At 74.5% G+C, this 17,405-nt stretch carries 14 protein-coding genes; 8 read left to right on the top strand and 6 right to left on the bottom strand.

Going from position 1 to position 17,405, the window contains the following annotated elements; all coding sequences use genetic code 11:
• Positions 1 to 2 precede the first annotated feature (2 nt).
• Positions 3 to 2,636 (top strand): bifunctional serine/threonine-protein kinase/ABC transporter substrate-binding protein, encoded by a 2,634-nt coding sequence (locus Sm713_RS06175; RefSeq protein WP_212908645.1) that lies wholly within the window; start codon positions 3 to 5, stop codon positions 2,634 to 2,636.
• Positions 2,637 to 3,025: 389 nt separating this feature from the next.
• Here Sm713_RS06175 and Sm713_RS06170 read toward each other — a convergent pair whose 3' ends face one another.
• The 3 genes from Sm713_RS06170 to amcB are packed head-to-tail and all read right to left on the bottom strand — an operon-like array spanning position 3,026 to position 4,903.
• Positions 3,026 to 3,367: a tail fiber domain-containing protein gene (locus tag Sm713_RS06170; protein WP_249416131.1), complete on the bottom strand. Its 342-nt coding sequence runs from the start codon at positions 3,365 to 3,367 to the stop codon at positions 3,026 to 3,028.
• Positions 3,364 to 3,717 carry a hypothetical protein gene (locus Sm713_RS06165; protein ID WP_212908643.1) on the bottom strand — a complete coding sequence of 118 codons (354 nt, stop codon included), beginning with the start codon at positions 3,715 to 3,717 and terminating at the stop codon, positions 3,364 to 3,366. Before Sm713_RS06165 ends, Sm713_RS06170 begins: the two co-directional genes overlap by 4 nt.
• Complete coding sequence (gene amcB / locus Sm713_RS06160) at positions 3,692 to 4,903, bottom strand: cyclophane-forming radical SAM peptide maturase AmcB (protein ID WP_212908642.1); 1,212 nt, start codon at positions 4,901 to 4,903, stop codon at positions 3,692 to 3,694. The genes Sm713_RS06165 and amcB overlap by 26 nt, the downstream gene beginning before the upstream one ends.
• A 533-nt stretch (positions 4,904 to 5,436) precedes the next feature.
• Between amcB and Sm713_RS06155 the strand changes: the two genes are divergently transcribed.
• The 6 genes from Sm713_RS06155 (at position 5,437) to Sm713_RS06130 (ending at position 12,644) form a co-directional block, all read left to right on the top strand.
• The gene (locus Sm713_RS06155) at positions 5,437 to 6,270 is read left to right on the top strand and encodes a class I SAM-dependent methyltransferase (protein ID WP_212908641.1); all 834 of its coding nucleotides are present in this window, start codon (positions 5,437 to 5,439) and stop codon (positions 6,268 to 6,270) included.
• Positions 6,267 to 7,448 (top strand): cytochrome P450, encoded by a 1,182-nt coding sequence (locus Sm713_RS06150; RefSeq protein WP_212908640.1) that lies wholly within the window; start codon positions 6,267 to 6,269, stop codon positions 7,446 to 7,448. Before Sm713_RS06155 ends, Sm713_RS06150 begins: the two co-directional genes overlap by 4 nt.
• Positions 7,449 to 7,482: 34 nt before the next feature.
• Positions 7,483 to 8,436, top strand: coding sequence for an aromatic prenyltransferase (locus Sm713_RS06145; RefSeq protein ID WP_212908639.1), 954 nt, complete (start codon positions 7,483 to 7,485; stop codon positions 8,434 to 8,436).
• Positions 8,437 to 8,698: 262 nt separating this feature from the next.
• Complete coding sequence (locus tag Sm713_RS06140; protein ID WP_308293150.1) at positions 8,699 to 10,255, top strand: aromatic amino acid ammonia-lyase; 1,557 nt, start codon at positions 8,699 to 8,701, stop codon at positions 10,253 to 10,255.
• Positions 10,252 to 12,042, top strand: a complete 1,791-nt coding sequence (locus Sm713_RS06135) for a class I adenylate-forming enzyme family protein (protein ID WP_212908638.1) — start codon at positions 10,252 to 10,254, stop codon at positions 12,040 to 12,042. The genes Sm713_RS06140 and Sm713_RS06135 overlap by 4 nt, the downstream gene beginning before the upstream one ends.
• A 59-nt stretch (positions 12,043 to 12,101) precedes the next feature.
• Positions 12,102 to 12,644: an EF-hand domain-containing protein gene (locus Sm713_RS06130; protein WP_212908637.1), complete on the top strand. Its 543-nt coding sequence runs from the start codon at positions 12,102 to 12,104 to the stop codon at positions 12,642 to 12,644.
• Positions 12,645 to 12,823: 179 nt separating this feature from the next.
• Here Sm713_RS06130 and Sm713_RS06125 read toward each other — a convergent pair whose 3' ends face one another.
• On the bottom strand, positions 12,824 to 14,338 hold the full coding sequence (locus Sm713_RS06125; protein ID WP_212908636.1) for an NAD(P)/FAD-dependent oxidoreductase: 1,515 nt from the start codon (positions 14,336 to 14,338) through the stop codon (positions 12,824 to 12,826).
• 283 nt (positions 14,339 to 14,621) lie between these two features.
• On the opposite strand from Sm713_RS06125, the gene Sm713_RS06120 reads away from it, so the two are divergent.
• Complete coding sequence (locus Sm713_RS06120; protein ID WP_212908635.1) at positions 14,622 to 14,993, top strand: hypothetical protein; 372 nt, start codon at positions 14,622 to 14,624, stop codon at positions 14,991 to 14,993.
• A gap of 140 nt (positions 14,994 to 15,133) precedes the next feature.
• Here the strand turns inward: Sm713_RS06120 and Sm713_RS06115 are convergent, their stop codons facing one another.
• Positions 15,134 to 16,204, bottom strand: a complete 1,071-nt coding sequence (locus tag Sm713_RS06115) for a hypothetical protein (protein ID WP_212908634.1) — start codon at positions 16,202 to 16,204, stop codon at positions 15,134 to 15,136.
• Positions 16,205 to 16,415: 211 nt separating this feature from the next.
• A complete protein-coding gene (locus Sm713_RS06110; protein ID WP_212908633.1) occupies positions 16,416 to 17,354 on the bottom strand; it encodes an SDR family oxidoreductase in 939 nt (312 codons plus the stop codon).
• Positions 17,355 to 17,405 lie beyond the last annotated feature (51 nt).

Below are 17,405 nucleotides of genomic sequence, written 5' to 3'. Positions count from 1 at the left end.
GGATGCGGGCACTGCGGGCGGAGGACCCCGCGGAGCTGGGCGGCCACCGGCTGGTGGCCCGGCTCGGCGCGGGCGGCATGGGCGTGGTGTACCTGGCGCGCACCGGGGCGGGCGAGCTGGTCGCGCTCAAGGTGATCAGGGCCGAGCACGCCGCCGACCCGCACTTCCGGGCCAGGTTCCGGCGCGAGGCGCGGCTCGCGGCCGGGGTGCGCGGCCGCTGGGTGGTGCGGGTGACGGACGCGGACGCCGAGGCCCGCGCGCCCTGGCTGGCCACCGCCTTCGTGCCCGGCCCCTCGCTGGCCGAGGCGGTCGTCGCCCTGGGACCGCTGCCCGCGCGGACCGTCCTCACCCTCGGGCAGCGCGTCGCCGACGCCCTCGCCGGCCTGCACGCCACCGGCCTCGTCCACAGGGATGTGAAACCGGCCAACATCCTGCTCGCCCGCGACGGCCCCCGGCTGATCGACTTCGGCATCGCACGCGGCGCAGGGGCCACCGCCCTGACGGCGCCGGACGCGGTGCTGGGCACGCCGGGGTACCTCGCGCCCGAGCAGATGGAGGGAGCAAGGGAAGGGGAGGACGCCGGCGCCGGCCCCGCGAGTGACGTGTTCTCGCTGGGCTGCGCCCTGGCGTTCGCGACGACGGGCCGGCCGCCGTTCGGCACCGGGGCCCCGGCGGTGGTGATGTACCGCACCGTCCACGAGGAGCCGGACCTGACCGGCCTCGCCCGGCTGCCCGCGGCGGCCCGCGCGTCCGTCACCCGCTGCCTGTCGGTGGACCCGGCGGCACGCCCGTCCGCCGCGGAGCTCCGCGAGGAGCTGGAACGTGCGGCGGTCCTGACCGATCCGCGGCACGGGGATTCGAGGCGCGGGGACTCCCGGCTCGCGGATCCCCGGCTCGCGGATCCGCGGGCGGCCGATCCGGGTGCGGCCGATGTGAGTGCGGCCGATCCCCGTGCCGCCGATCCGCGTGGGGCCGATCCCCGTGCGCCCGAATCTCGTGCGGCCGGATCCAATGCGGCCGAATCCCGCGCCGCCGATCCCCGTGCCGCCGATCCCCGGCAGGTCCGGCGGGACCGGCAGGCCCGGCCCCGGTGGCGGGACACCGCCCGGAACGCCGGAGTCCGCGACGGCGCCCGGGGCGAGGACGACGGGGACTGGCTGCCGCCCGGGGTGCTGCGGCTGGTCGCCGTCCACGCCTCCCGCGCCCTGGACCCGCCGCCGCGCGAGGCGGCGCCCGCGCAGGGAAGCGTGGTGCCGACGGCACACGGGGACCTCGCAGCGCCCGCGCCCGCGCACGGGAACGGGAACGGGAACGGGAATGGTGCGGCGGCCGGCGAACCGGAGCCGGCAGCGGAGGCGCGGGAAGCCCCGAGGACGCACCCCGCAACGGAGCCGGATCCGGATCCGAATCCGGATCCGGAGGGAGCCGCGGCCGCCCGGCCGGGGATCCGCTCCCGCCGGCGGATGCTCGCGGTGGGCGGCGCGGCAACGGCCGTGCTCGCCGCGGGCGTCGGCGCGGCCGTCGTGGCCGGGCGCCGGGCCCCGGCCGCCGCGCCGACCCTCACGATCGGCCTCCAGAGCGCCGGCACCGAGCAGGAGCGCGGCGCCCGGCTCGCGGTGGACGCCCGCAACGCCCGCTCAGGCGCCCGGTACCGGCTCGCCCTGACCACCGTCGACGACCACGGGCGGGCCGCCGACGCCGAGTCCGCCGCCCGCCGCCTGATCGCCGACCCCGGTGTCCGGGCCGTGCTCGGGCCCACCGCGGAGGCCGCCGTGAACGCGGCGAACCGCCTGTACGCGGCGGCGGGGATGCCCATGGTGCTGGTCGCCTCTGCGGGCCTCGCGCCCTCCCACTCCGACCCCGACCGGAACCTGCGCACCCAGTACGTCACCCGGGTCCCGGACGACGGTCTCGGCATCGCGCTGGCCCGCTACCTCACCGTGGTCCACCCCACGCGCCGTACCGCGGTCGTCGAGGACCTGGCGGGGAACGCCGCGGGCAGCGATCTCGCGCGGAGCTTCCGCGCGGAGCCGCCCGGCGGCGGCACGGCCGCCGTCCAGACGGTGGCGGAGGACGACGATCCCGGGCCGGCCGTCGCGCAGGCGCTGTCCGCCCGGCCGGACGCCTTCGTCTACGCGGGCACCTCGCCGGACCGGGCCGCCACGTGCGCGCGTGCGCTCACCGCGGCGGGCTTCACCGGGGCCCGGGTCACCCTGGAGCCGGTGATGCGGAGCGACTTCCTCCGGGCGGCGGGCCGCGCGGCCGAGGGCTGGGTGTTCGCCGCCCCGTACACCGACGCGGCGGCCATGACCACCGCGGCGGCACGCGAGTTCACCGCCGCCTACCGCACGAGATACCACGCCTCCCCCGGCCCGTGGGCCGCCGAGGGCTACGACGCCGTGGCCCTCCTCGCCCATGCCCTGGACTCGCTCGGCGACACCACGCTCTCCCGGAGCCGGCTCACCGACCGGCTGGCACGCACCACCCTGGACGGCGTGGCCAAGCCGATCCGTTTCACCGACTCAGCCACACACGACCTGGACTCCGGGGCGAGCTTCCTCTACCAGGTCAGGGACGCCCGGTTCCACTTCCTCGGCCGATACGACCAGATGACGAAAGCAACCGCCACCAGGTGAAGGCCGCGCACGGCGGGGGACCGTCGCTCGAACGGCGCACGGCAACGAGGGGCGCCCCGGAAGGGGCGCGGGGACGGGGGCACCTCCCACGCCCTCAAGGCGGTGGGGGAGCGACCAGCCACAGCGACACCCGCAGACCGCCACCGGCCGAAGGAGGCACCCCAGACCGCACCCAGGTCACCCACAGGTAACCGCGCCACACACCACGCCAGAGGGGCACAGCCCCAAAAGGGGCGCGGGGAACTGCGCGAGCAGCCACAGCGCTACCCGCAGACCGCCACCGGCCGAAAGGGGCACCCCAGACCGCATCCGGCCCACCGGCAAGCGGTGGAGCCACTGAGCGGCCCCGCTCATCACGCCGCACGCCGCACGCCATGCGCCGACAGCCGTCAGCCACCCGGCCCTGGCGGCCCCGGCACCCCCGTAAGCCGCCCAAGCCGCCCCTCCAGTTCCCGCACGCGCCGTTCAAGGGCCTGGACTGACGTGAGCAGCACCCCGATGGCGTCAACGGTGGGAATCGTGCGCCCGTCCGCGCCGAGCCCGATGACGCTCTGCCAGTCCTGCGCCATGGGACCGAGATGGCGAACCCCTTCGGGCTCCCACTGGTAGCGCCAGGTGCTGATGGGCAGGGCGGCCACGGCGTCGAGGACCCGGTGGCCGTCGACAGGCTCGCCCTCCGCGCCGCCGGAGACCGGTGGCGGCGCGGAGGGCGAGGCGGGAGCCGGGGTCACCGGCTCCACGCGACGGGCAGGACGTCGCACTTGAGCGTCCGGTCGCTGAGCAGGCGGCCGACGATCGGGAGCGCCGGAAGGCTGATGAGGCTGGCGGTGTCCTGGCACTCGCAGGCCCCCGCGGCGGGGGCGGCCAGCTCCTCCGCACTCTCCTGGATCCGCTCGGCCAGCGGCGCGGCGGCCCCGGCGCCCTCCGCGGGCACAGCCGACTCCGCGGGCACGACGGACTCGGCAGCGGGCATGGGCACGGCCGCGACCTCGGCCGGAACGGACTCGGCCGCGACGGACTCGCCCGGCACGGCCTCGGTGGGCGCGACGGTCTGGTCAGGGGCGGTGGTGTTGCTGTGCATGAGCAAGGATCCCTTCCATGAGATCGATCTTGGTGGTGCGGCAGTGGGCCGTCTCCGTGGTGTCCATACGGCCGGTCTCGAAGTACTTGTTGGCCGCCTGCCCGCCGCGGCAGTACGCGAAGTACTGGCAGCCGGCCCGGCAGGCGCGCACGCCGTCCAGGGCCTCGGCCACCCAGGGCACGTCCGGCGCCTCGGCGACCAGGCGGGTGAGCGGGGTGCTGAGCACGTTCCCGGTGGCGAACGAGCCGTAGGCGGGATGCGTGAAGCCGGCCAGCTCGGGGCTGACGGGGACCACCGCACCGTCGTGGCACACCATCGGCAGCGGCGGCAGCGGGCGCGCCGCTCGCCGGGCCGCGTGGCCGGCCAGCTCGGCGCGGATGTAGCTGTACGCCTGCTCGAACTCCCGTACCCGCACCCGGGGGTCGGCCCGCCGGCAGGCGGCCAGCTCGGCCCAGAACGCCACGACGGGACCGCCGGCGCGCGGGCCGGGGAGGGTGTGCACGCCCTTGCGCTCGGCCAGGTTCACTCCCAGGGCCCGGCAGCCCAGCTCGACCGCGAAGGCGTACAGCTCACGCGCCGCCCGCGGGCCGGGGTCGTTCACGACGGCGATCAGGCCGAAGTCGATGCCGGCCGAGCGCAGCAGCGCCGCCCCGCGCAGCGCCTTCGCGGTGCTGTCCCGCCCGCCGCGGTCGACCCGGGCGGCGTTGGCCGTGCCGGGGCCGTCGATGCTGATGTCGACGGCGACGGGCCAGGAGGCGAACAGCTCGCACCAGCCCTCGTCGATCAGGGTGGCGTTGGTCTGCACGCCGTGCCGCACCGGGTACGGGCCGCCCTCGGCGGGAGCGTGCTCACCGCCGTCCCGTCCCTCACCGGGCGCCGCGAACCTCTCCAGCAGCCGCCGGAAGTACGGCAGCCCGACGGCGAGCGGCTCGCCGCCGTGCCACAGCACCCGCACCGGGTGCTCCCGGGCCCACTCGCGCACCCCCGCGGCGACCGCGTCCGCCACGGCGAGCGGCATCCGCTTCGCGGCCGCACGGTCGGGCAGGTAGCAGTAGGCGCAGTCCAGATTGCACAGCGTCGTGGGCTGCACCAGCACCGTCGCCGCGGACGCGGCCAGCCGCACCGGCGGCAGTGCTGCCGTATCGGCCACCACGTGGGTGGGTGCTCCCGCATTGACGGACGACATGCGGCAAATCATGACAATCGAAACGCATCTGACGAAGAGTGACACGCCCGCCGCAGCAGAAGTGCACGAAGAGCGCATCCCCCGCACAGTCACGCCGCCCCCCATATCGGCACACCGCACACCCAATGGCGGCACTTCGGGGCATTCCGGCCGCGACGACCGTAAACACGGATCGTATTGACGTAAACACGTTGTGTATCCAAGCGCTGGCTGGGCAGGTACTCCACGACTCCACCGCGCCCCGAAATGCGCGCCCCGAGCCTCCGCACCACGCCCGCAGGTGCGCGACACGCCGCACGGGCGCTTTGACTTCGCCGCACAACCGCTGTGCGCAACGGCAGCCCGAATATGCCCCTCCGCACCCCTTTCGCACACGATCGAGCGATCCCCGTAACCCCGTTCCCTGGGCATGCTCTTGGCTGCCCTTGTCGGCCCCGCGGCCGGTACGACGGCAGCGTGCGCCATGCGCACGCTCGCGAAGCTGGAGCAGCGAACGGTCTCCGGTTCCCCCTTCGATCGCAGGAGGCCTCGACGTGTCGAGCCGACACATCTCGTCCCCACCCCTCGGTCCCGCGCTCGGCCAGGTCCCCAAGAGCGCCCTGTGGACGCTTCACCACCGCTGCGCCCGGCTCCACGACCCCATGGCGGAACGTCTCCTCGCACAGTGCGAACCGCTCGACGCCGGCCTCGGCCGCCGCACCGCACTGATGGCCGACTACTTCCTCGAACGGGTCATGCTCTTCGACGGCGAGGTGAGACGGTTCCTCGCCCGGCACCCGGGCGGCACGGTGGTCTCGCTCGGGGAGGGCCTGGAGACCCAGTTCTGGCGGGTGGACAACGGCCGGGTGCGCTGGCTGACGGTGGACCTGCCGCAGATGGTGGCGCTGCGCCGGCAGCTCCTGCCGCACGGCGAGCGGCAGCGCACGCATCCGGGTTCCGCGCTGGACGACCGGTGGATGCACGGCGTCGACACGTCGTCCGGGGTACTGATCCTCGCCCAGGGCCTCTTCATGTACCTGCGCCCGCGCGAGGCGTTCGGGCTGATCCGCGCGTGCTCCCGCCGCTTTCCCGGCGGCGCCCTCGTCTTCGACACGCCGCCGCCGTGGTTCGCTCTGATGACCCGTCTCCGCCTCGCGCGCTGCGGCTCGTTCCGGATCCCCCGGATGCGGTTCAGCATGTCCAGCGCGGGGCTGCGCAGGCTGCGCCCGGTGCGCCGCCATGTGACGGACGTGCGGGCCCTGGTCTCGGCGACGCCGCCGGGGGCCTGGCGGCGGGCCGTGCGGCGCTGGCCGATGCTCCCGCTGGGCCGCACCATCGGCGTCACCGTCCGGGTGGACTTCCCCACGGCGCCCCGGGAGACGGTATGACCTGTCCGGCGGTGACCGACCTGGGCGTCCTCGGCCCCGCCTTCGACCGCGACCCGTACCCGGTGTACGCGGCGCTGCGGGCCGCGGGACCGGTGCACCGGGTGCGGCTGCCGGGCGGCGCGCCCGGCTGGCTCGTCGTCGGCTACGAGGCGGTCCGCGCCGCGCTGGTGGACCCGCGGCTGTCGAAGGAGTGGGCGAACGCCTCGCCGGCGCTGGGCCTTGGCACCGTCGCGTCCGGGCGCCACATGCTGAGCTCCGACCCGCCGCACCACACGAGGCTGCGGGGGCTGGTCGGCCGGGCGTTCACCCCGCGGCACGCCAAGGCGCTCGGGCCGCGCGTCCAGGAGGTCACCGACGAGCTGCTCGACGCCCTGCTCGCCGGCCCCGGCGACACCGCGGACCTGGTGGAGGCTTTGGCGTTCCCGCTCCCGATCGCCGTCATCTGCGAGCTGCTCGGGGTGCCGGCGGCCGACCGCGAGGCGATCCGGGAGTGGTCCCGGAAGGCGACCCGGTTCGAGGACGCGAGGCTCAGCACGACGCGCTACCTCACCGCGCTCGTCGAGGAGAAGCGCGGACATCCCGGGGACGACCTGCTGAGCGAACTCATAGGCATCACCGAACGGGACGGCGACCGGCTCGACGACGGCGAGCTGCTGGGCATGGCCTGGCTGCTGCTCGTCGCGGGCCACGAGACGACGGTCAACCTCATAGCCAACGCCGTGCTCACCCTGCTCGTCCACCCGGAGCAGCTGGCGGCGCTGCGCGCCGCGCCCGATCTGGTGGACCACGCGATCGAGGAGGTCCTGCGCTACCAGAGCCCCGTCGAGACCACCACCTACCGCTTCACGACCGAGCCGGTGACGATCGGCGGAACCCGCGTCCCCGGCGGCGGAGAGCTCGTCCTTCTCGCCCTGGGGGACGCGGGCCGCGATCCCGAGCGGTTCGCCTGCCCCGGCGAGTTCGACATCCGCCGCGACACCCGCGGCCACCTCGCCTTCGGCCACGGCATCCACAACTGCCTGGGTGCGTCCCTCGCCCGCCTGGAGGCCCGCACCGCCCTGCGGACGCTGCTGGAGCGCTGCCCCGACCTGCGGCTCGACGGCCGCCCCGAGGACGTCGTCTGGCGCTCGGGCCTGCTGATACGGGGTCCCGAGCAGCTGCCCGTCAGATTCCGCTGAACCCCCGTCACGGCAGAGCAGGAACACCGACCGCATGCAGAGCAAGCCGAACGCCTTCTCCCCCGCGCGCTTCCTGGCCGACGCCCGCCGGACCGCCGCCCGGATCGACGCGCCCTTCTGCGCGGCGACGACCCGCAGGGCGGTGGAGGCCTTCGCGGAGGGCTTCCACACCGGCGCCGTGCTGTGGAAGACCACGAGCCGGCCCGGTGACGCGCTCAGTTACCGCTTCTACTCGCGCATCCGCTCCGACACCACCCAGACCGCCGCGCGGGCGGGCCTGATCCCGCCGGACTCGCCGGTGACCGGCCTCATCAGGTCCTGGAGCGCCCTGAACGAGGACGCCACCCAGTCCTGCGACTTCGACGCCCACCGGGGCCTGGCCAAGTGCTGGGTGTACCTGGGCGGCACGCTTCCGCTGGAGGCGGTGCTCGGCGCCGACCGGGTGCCCCAGGCGCTGCGGCGGCAGGAACAGGTGCTCCGGGAGCGGGGGCTCGACCACGTACGGTTCCTGGCGGTCGACTACCTCGGCGGCACCGTCAACCTGTACTTCCGCGTGCGCGGCCCCTACTCCGGCGCGCAGCACCGGGGCATAGCCGGGCTCGCGGGGAGCCCGGCGCCGCCGGAGCGTACCGTGCGCGAGATCCGCGGCAGCCTGCCCAGGCAGCACTACCTGGCGGCCGTCACCCTGTCCCTCACGACGGGCCTGGCCGAACGGGTCTGCTTCTACGCCACGCGCATCCCCGACGAGCTCTTCCCGGACACCGGTGCCCGGCTCGGCCGGTTCTTCGCCGCGGCACCGTCCCACGACCCCACGGACGTGAACGTCCTCGCCTGGTCGTTCGGCCCCGCCGGCACCGCCTACCTGAAGGGGGAGCGCAGCTACTGCGGCGACCTCGCCGGCCTCTTCACCGACGACTGGCGGGTGCTGGTGAGCGGGACCGACCAGACCGATCCCGCGCTGATGTCGGAGCCGGCGGCCCGCCGCTGACACGGCGCGCGCGACGGCCGGCCCGCTCCGGCGCACCGCCGGCGGCCCGGTCGCACGCCGGCTCCTCCCACGCACCACGAGCCGTGCCCGCCCGCCATGCCCAACCCCTGCCGCGGTCACCGATCTTCGGCGACCGCTGCCGGTCGCTTCCGACCACTGCCACCACTGCCATCACAGCCACCGCTGCCACCGTCCCGTTCGTCCCCCGCCCCCGACCCCGCTGTCCTACTCCCTCCCACCGCCGTCCCAGAAGGACCGTTCGATGACCGTAATGCCCGTCGAGAGGGCCACGCCCACGCTGATGTACCCGGCCCGCCTGACGCCCCGGGAGCTGGCCCGGGCCGCGGCACCCCTGCACGTCGGCCTCACCGACGAGGCGCGCAAGCGGGTGGCCGGCTGCCAGGAGTACCTGATGTCGTGCCTGCGCAGCGGGCGGGAGGTCTACGGTTCGACGACCGGCTTCGGGCCGCTGGTGTCCTACGGCGGCTGCGCCGACCCGGGCGACCAGTGCGAGAACCTGATCGGCCATCTGGAGGTCGGCCAGGGCCCCGACCTGCCGCCCGACGTGGCCCGCGCGGTGATGCTGGCCCGCTACTGGTCGCTGGCACAGGGCAGGTCCGGGGTGGCGCCCGCGGTGCTCGACGCGCTGGCCGCGGCGCTCGCCACCGGCATCTCCCCGGCCGTTCCTGAGCTGGGCTCGCTCGGCGCGAGCGGTGACCTGGCCCCGCTCGCGCACCTGGCCCGCTGCCTCCAGGGCCGCGGGCACGCCTACCTGGACGGCCGCAGGCTGCCCGCCCAGGAGGCCCTGGAGGCGGCCGGGCTGCGGCCGCTGGTCCTCAGCGGGCGCGACGCCCTCGGGCTGCTCAACGGCACCTCGGTCACCGCCGCGATCGCCGGTCTCGCGCTGGCCCGGCTGGCGTCGTCGCTCTCCGCGGCCGTGGCGCTCACGGCACTGTTGGCCGACATGCTGGGCTGCGCCGACGCCTTCACCGCGCCGGACCTCGCCGACGCGCTCGGGCACCGCGGCACCGTCCGCGCCGCCGCCATGCTGCGCGGCCGTCTCGCGGGCCTGCGGCCCACCGGCACGCGGCCCCTCCAGGAGCCGTACTCGATCCGCTGCTCCCCGCAGCTCCTCGGCGCCGTCTGCACCACCCTCGGCCACGCCGAGGCGGTCATCCAGGACGACCTCAACGGCGTCAGCGACAACCCGCTGTTCTTCCCGGAGCACGATGTCGTCGCGCACGGGGGGAACTTCTTCGGGCAGCAGGTCGCGTTCGTCAGCGACGCGCTCACGCTCGCCGCCGTGCAGATGGCCAACCTGGCCGAGCGGCAGCTCGACCTGATGGTCGACCCGGCGCGCAACGGCGGCCTCAACCCGGTGCTCGCCGAGGCGCCGGGGCGGGACCACGGGGTGCAGGGCGTGCAGCTCGCCGCCACCGCGATCGTCGCCGACATGCGCCGCCTCGCGGTCCCCGCGAGCGTCCAGTCGCTGCCCACCAACCACCACAACCAGGACATCGTGCCGTTCGGCACCCAGGCGGCGCTGGGCGCGCTGCGGCAGGCCGCGTCGCTGCGGCTGGTGCTCGGGTCCCTCGCGGTGGCGCTGCGGCAGGCGGCGCACGTCGGCGCCCGCACGCCCACGGCCCGGCACGGCCGGGCCCTGCTGGAGACGCTGCGGGCCGTGATCGGGCCCGCGGGCAGCGGGACGCCGCTGCACGTCATGGTCAGGGTCGCGGCCGACGTGCTGCACGACGAGCGCGCCCAGGACCCCTCCCCCGGCAGCCGCGTGCCGGGGCCCGCCGGGGACGGTGCCGCATGAGCCGCTGCCTGCCCACGGGGATGCCGGCCCGGCTGGAGTACCCCGACTGCTCCGTGGCCGCGCTCCTCACCGGTGCCGCGCACCGGTGGCCGTCGCGCGCGGCGCTGCTCGACGGCGACCTGATCCTGACGTTCGCCGAGCTGCACGACCACGCGCTGCGGGTCGCCGCGGGGCTGCGGGCGCGGGGGCTGCGCGCGGGCGAGGCGGTCGCGCTCCACCAGCCCAACTCGGCGTGGTTCACGGTCACCTACTACGGCGTCCTGCTCGCCGGCGGTGTCGTCGTGCCGGTCAATCCGGCGCTGCCGCCCGCCGTGGTGCGTGCGCAGTGCGAGGACGCCGGCGTGGTCGCCGCGTTCACGCACCCGGCGGCGCTGGGCGCGCTTCAGGCCGCGGCGCCCGCGGGTGTGCGGCACACGGTCGTGGTGCCCGCCACGGCCGCGGCGCCGGCACCCGCCGGGCCTCGGACCGCCGGGCCGGAGGCCGCCGTTCCGGGAGTCGCCGCGGCGCGGGGCCCGGCGCGGGACGAGGTACGGGACGCGGTGCGCGGCGACCGCCCGGAGTCGCTGGCCGCCCTGCTGGAAGCCTCCCCCGGCGCCACCTCCGCTGGCCCCGCCGCCCCCGTGCGCGGGGACGACCTGGCCCACCTGTGCTTCACCGGCGGCACCACGGGCCGCGCGAAGGCGGTGCGGGTGCTGCACCGCAACGTCGTCTCCAACGTCCTGCAGATGGCCTGCTGGGCATCGGCCGCGCTGCCCGGCAGGACCCCGGGCGGAGGCCTGACGCTGCTGCCGCACGTGCCGGCCGGGACCCCCCACACCGTGCCGCCCGGCGGCGGGACCACCATCGCCCAGGCGCCCATGCACCACGCGATGGGCCTGGTCGGGCAGAGCTTCCACACCGTGATGGGCACCAGCGCGGTCATCGGCGGCCGGTTCGAGCCGGCGCGCTTCCTGCGGACCGTCCAGGCACACCGGGCGACCTCGGTGACGGGCGCGCCGCCACTGTTCCGCGCGCTGCTCGCGCTGCCGGACGCCGGGGGCGCCGACCTCTCGTCCGTGCGGGTCGTCACCTCGGGGGCCGCTCCGATCGACCCGGGCACCCTGGACCGGCTGGGCCGGCTCTTCCCGCGGGCCTGCGTCGTCCAGGGCTACGGGCTCACCGAGTCGACCATGGGGCTGTGCGTGCACCTCATGGACCGGGGCCGGCCGGGACCGCCGGGCTCGGTCGGCGCGCCGCTGTTCGACACGGAGATCGAGATCCGGGACCTGGACACCGGCACCCCGCTGCCACCGGGCGGGGTCGGCGAGGTCTGGGCGCGCGGCCCGCAGATCGCCGACGGCTACCACGGCGCCCCGGCCCTGACCGCGGGGCAGTTCACCGGCGGCTGGCTGCGCACCGGCGACCTGGGGCACCTGGACGGCGGCGGCTGGCTGCACCTCGCGGGGCGCGCCAAGGACATGCTGATCTACAAGGGCTACAACGTCTATCCGGCGCCGCTGGAGGACCTGCTCCACCGGCATCCCGCCGTCGCCCAGGCGAGTGTCGTCGGCGCCCCCGACCCTCAGGCCGGGGAGATCCCCGTGGCCTATGTCGTGCTCCGGGAAAGGGACGGGGCGTGCGCCGGGCTCGCCCAGGAGCTCATGGGGTTCGTCAGCGCCCATGTGGCGCCCTACCAGCGCGTTCGCGATGTCCGCTTCCTGGACGCGCTGCCCGTGTCGGCCGCCGGAAAGGTACTCAAGACGGAGCTTCGCCGACTCCAGGCCGGCCTGGTAGCAGGCGCCACGTAACCGAAAGCGCCGCCACGCGGTTCAACGTGGTGGTTCATCAGCGACGACGGGAGACGCCCATGGCAGCAACCCCGCGAGAAGAGAAGCTCACGGCTGTCTTCAACGCCTTCGACCAGGACGGCAACGGCTACCTCGAACCGGAGGACTTCCAGGCGGTCGTCGACGAGTTGGCCGAGGAGTTCGGCCTGAAGGGCTCCCGGAGGCACCGGGCGCTCGCCAACTCGTTCCACGTGCTCTGGGACGAGTTGCTGCTGCACGGGGACACGGACAACGACCAGTCGCTCTCGCTCGCGGAGTTCGTGGACAGCTACGAACAGGCCATCGCCGACAGCAGCCGGGTCAACGTGGTGGACTACATCGGCTCCGCGATGTTCGACGTGGTCGACGCGGACGGCGACGGATACGTGGACGGAGAGCAGTTCGGCAGGCTGCAACGCGCCTTCAGGGTGACGGAGGAGAGCGCGTCGCAGACGTTCACCGCGGCGGACGCCGACGGGGACGGGCGGCTGACGCAGTCGGAGTTCCTCCAGGGCTTCCGGCACTACTTCACGACGTCGAACTACAACAAGCCGGGCAGCTGGTTCTTCGGGAAACCCGACTGAGGGGTCCGGGCGGGCCCGGCCGGGTCATCGCGTCGCTCCCGACCAACCTGCCGGGGTACGGCGGTTCCCGCCCGGCCCCTGCCGCGCTCATCCGTGCCGCTGGGCCGCACGACCGTTGGGCCGCAGGATTGCAGGACCGCTGGACCACTGGGCCGCTGGGCCGCCGGGCTGCCGGGCCGCTATCCGATGCCGGTGGCGTCCGGTGCGGACGCGGGGAACAGCTTGAAGTCCGCCGGGTCCGGGCGGCGGGTGCGGGCGGCGTACTCGGCCATGTAGCCCGGCCAGTTGGCGACGTTCCGGCCGTCCTCGGTGCGGTACCAGGAGGAGCAGTGGTTCCATGCGGTGCCCTCGAACCGGGCCTGGATCTCCCGCTGGTAGGCGGCCTGGGCCTCGGGGAGCACGTCGAGCGCGGCGGCGCCGCTCTCGCGCATCAGCTCGACCGCCCGGCGCAGGAACGCGGCCTGGGCCTCCAGGAAGAAGATGATGGAGCCGCCGGAGGTGTTGGTGTTGGGCCCGTACATCAGGAACAGCGACGGGAACCCGGACACCATGATGCCGAGATGCGCCTGGGCGCCGTCGGCCCACGCCTCGCGGAGCACGCTGCCCCCCGCGCCGGTGACCTCCATGGGGGCCATGAAGGTGTTGGTGTGGAAGCCGGTGCCGTAGATGACGCAGTCCACCTCGTGCACGCGGCCGTCGGCCGTACGGAGCCCGCCGGCCGTCACCCGCTCGATGGACCCGGTCACCAGCTCCACGTTGTCGCGCGCCAGCGCCGGGAGGAACGCGGAGCTGAGCAGCACGCGTTTGCATCCGAAGGGGTAGTCGGGCCACACCTTGCGGCGCAGCTCCCGGTCCCTCACCTGTATCCGCATGAACGTGGACGAGAGCAGCGTACCGATGCGGCCGAACGTCCGGGGATGGCGGATGCAGCGGGTGATCAACTCGATGTAGTGGTACGCGAGCCACCGCCAGGCGCGCCGGGCGCCGGGCACGTGCCGCAGCAGCCAGGTCATCGGCGCCGGGGTGGGTTTGACGCGGCGCGGCAGGAACCAGTTGCCGGTGCGCTGGAAGACGGTCAGCTTGGCGGCCAGCGGTGCGATCTCCGGGACGAACTGGGCCGCGCTGGCTCCCGTTCCGATCACGGCGACGCGCTTGCCGCGCAGGTCGTAGGCGTGGTCCCAGCGGGCCGAGTGGAAGCTGTGGCCGGCGAAGTCGGCCAGGCCCTCGATCGCGGGCAGGGCGGGGCGGCTGAGCTGACCGGTCGCCAGCACCAGGACGTCCGCCGTCCGCTGCTCGGCTTCTCCGGCGGGTCCCGTGCTGTGCACCGTCCACCGCCGGGTGCTCTCGTCCCAGGTGCAGGACGTCACCCTGGTGCCCGTGGTGATGCGGTCGTCGATGCCGAGGCCGGCCGCCGTCGTCCGGAGGTAGTCGAGGATCTCGGACTGAGGCGAGAAGACGTGGGGCCAGTCGGCGCGTTGGGCGAACGAGAACGAGTACAGGTGGCTGGGGACGTCGCACGCGGCGCCCGGATAGCGGTTGAAGAGCCAGGTGCCGCCCGGCTCGGGGCCCGCCTCCAGCAGTTCCACGTCCTCGTACCCGTGCCGGATCAGCTCGGCCGCCACGGCGATTCCGCCGAATCCGGCCCCGACGACGATCACTGACGGCACAGGAGCGGTGCGCTGCCTCACATCCACGCCTGTCAACGTACGGCGCCGGGCGGTGTTCGTCACCCTGCCCGTACCGAACCACTCTTTCGTGGACGGCCACACGGCTGGACTCGCCGTGTGGTAGAGGCGACTTGGCGGGCGATGGGCCGGCGAAGGGGCCCGCGCGGTGGCTCATTCGGGCCCTTCTGACTCGTTATTGAAGGTGCAAGTATTCGGTGACGCCGCCGGGTCGGCGGCACGGCGCGCTCGCCGGGCCCGGTGGGCCGGCCACGCCCCGCTCCCCCTGTTGCCCCTCGCGAAGGAGACCCCCGTGAGCATCCGCACCAGACAGCTCGCCGCCACCGCCGCGGCCGTCGCCGCCGTCGCGCTGTCCGCCGTCGCCGGCGGGGCGGGCGCCGCCTCGGCCGCGGACGCCGGCGACATCGCCTTCTACACGGGTGCGGGCCAGTCGGGCACCGCGATCCCCGTCGACGCGGACTCCGCCGGCACCTGCCGTAACCTGCCGGAGCCCGCCCTGTCCGGCCTGAACTACGCGGTGAACGACGTCGAGGTGTACTTCAACGCCGACTGCGCGACCGGTGCGCCCGGCTCCCACAGCGATCTGTACTACGTCCTCGGCAGCCTGCACACGGGCACCTTCCCCTACGCGGCCGTGAGCTACCGGGTGCTGCCGGCGAGCTGAGGCCCCGGCCCCCGAAGACCCCTCAAGTCCTGGTGCGGGCCCGCCCGGCCGCGGATCGGGCGGGCCCTTTCGCCGTGCGGTGACCGAGGGTGGCGGCCGCGGGTGCGGGCGCGTGGGCCCGGGTCGCCGCGGAGACGGCGTCAGCCGACGCAGTTGGGGACGCTTCCCGGCGGGGCGCAGTTGGTCGGGAAGTTCTTGACGACGGAGCTACGGATCAGGTCCACCCTGAAGGGCGTCAGCCGGGTCGCGGTCTTCTCGCCGCGCGGCGCGCTCTCGGAGGCACCGACGAACAGGCCCAGGCTGACGCCGGAGTCCTCGATGCCGCCGCCGGTGGCGGGACCGCCGTTCGACGTGTTGCCCTTGACGGTGCTGCGCTCGATCGTCGTCGTCTCGTCCGCACCCATCATGAAGCCGCCGCCGTCGTTGCGGGCGATGTTCCCCGTGACCTTGGACGAGTTCAGGCGCAGCGGCCCTGTCTCCTCGCCGTTGATCGCCAGGGTGACGATGCCGCCTCCGAGGTCACCGGAGTCGTTGTCCGCGACCGACACCTTGGTGAGCCTGGTGTCCCCTCCGTTGACGAGACCGCCGCCCCAGAACGCGCTCGCGTTGTGCCGCAGGGCGCCGCCCTGCATCGTCATCGTGCCGCTGGTGCCCACCCCGCCGCCCCAGTCCGCCCGGTTGTTGCTGACCGTGGTGTTCTTCAGAACGAGCGTTCCCAGCTGGTTCCAGATTCCGCCACCGGCGGAGGCCGTGTTGTTCCGGACCGAGGAGTCGGTCAGCGTGACGGTGCCGCCGACGTTCAGGATCCCGCCGCCGGCCGGGTCCGTGACACCCAGTTCGCCGAAGCGCACGGTGACCGACTTCAGGCTGAGGCTGCCTCCCGCCCGCACGTGGAAGATGCGGAAGAGCTGGCCGGAACTGCGCTCGATGGTGGTGCCGTCCCCGGTGATCCGCACGTTGCCGGTGATCTCGGGCAGGCCGTCGGCAGGGTTGTCGGCGGCCGTCAGGGAGTAGACGCACCGGGGGGCGAGGACGATGCTGCCGCTGCCGCTGGTGTTCGCGTCGGTGATGGCCGCCGTCAGGGCGGTGACGTCGTTGCACGGGACGCTGGTCGCCGCCCGTGCCTGTGCCGGCCCGGCGGGCAGGAGGGCCAGGCACAGGCCGAGGCCGGTGGCGGCGGTGACGGTGGTGCGTCTGAGCGTGTCGGTCATGCGGCTTCCCTTGGCTGGGGGAGGGAGGGACGGGGCGATCCGGGCGGCGCTCGGCCGGTGCGGGCCCCCGCCCCCGGGCGCCGATGATGATCACGACTCAGACATATACGGGCTCCGTGTGCGGCGCACTCCGGGCATGCCCGTTCGGACGTACCGCCCCGGGCGGCCCCGCGCCGGGGGGCCGCCCGGGGTGCCGGTGGGCCGGGGTCGCTCAGTGGCTCACCGGTGTGGACGGGTGCAGCAGGTCCGCGATGCCGATGCGGTCCATGAAGTTCGTCCGCTCCCGCTCCGCGATCTCCAGCACGCGGCCCGCGCCGTCGTCGGCCGGGTCCACGACCGTGCGGAACGGCCGGGTGCCGTACTCCATGCCCACCACGCGGGCGATGGCGTCGGCCACCTGGCTGACGTCGCCCTCGGCCGGCATCAGTGCCGAAAGACGCTCGTTCACCTGCTCGGTCAGGCCCTGGTAGCGGGTGTCGTACTCGTTCTCCAGTGCCGTGTCCGCGGGGCCGCCGGCGTGCTCGAAGTGCTCGGTGCCCCGGGTGAACGAGCCGGGCACGATGGTCGCCGACTCGATGCCGAACCGGGCCACCTCCAGGGCCACCGTCATCGCCAGCGAGTCCATGGCGGCCTTGGCCGCGGCGTACGGGCCGAGGAACGGCGGGAAGCCGCCCCACGCCGTGGAGCTGGACACCCACACCAGCAGCCCGCGGCCGGTCTTCCTCATGTGCGGCAGGGCTGCCTTGTTGACGCGCTGGGTGCCGAGCACGTTGGTGTCGAAGACGGCGGTCATCTCCTCCGGAGTGAAGGATTCCGTCGCCCCCAGCGTCATGTGCCCGGCGTTGTGCACCACCGTGTCCAGTCGCCCGCTCTCGGCGATGACCGTCCCGATGGCCCGGTCCGCCGAGTCCTGGGAGAGGACGTCGAGCTCGACGGGCTTCAGGTCGATGTCGTGCTCCGTGGCGTACTGCGTCACCTGGGCGGCGCGCTCCGCGTTCTTGCCGCGGATGTCACGCATGGTGGAGTACACGGTGTGCCCCGCGTGCGCCAGCAGCCGTGCCGCCAGCGCCCCGAAACCGCTGCTCGCCCCGGTGATCAGGACCACCTGGCGGTCGGCGGGCGGGGGCTGCTCGGAGAATGGGGTCGTCATGGGGGATCACTTCCTTGTCCGGCTCCTGCGGTCGTTCCGTTCCTGTCGCCG

Source organism: Streptomyces sp. TS71-3 (assembly GCF_018327685.1).
Classification (GTDB): Bacteria; Actinomycetota; Actinomycetes; order Streptomycetales; family Streptomycetaceae; genus Streptomyces.
Note: the sequence above shows the minus strand (reverse complement) of the source record. Positions and strands in the feature narration are given on the sequence as shown.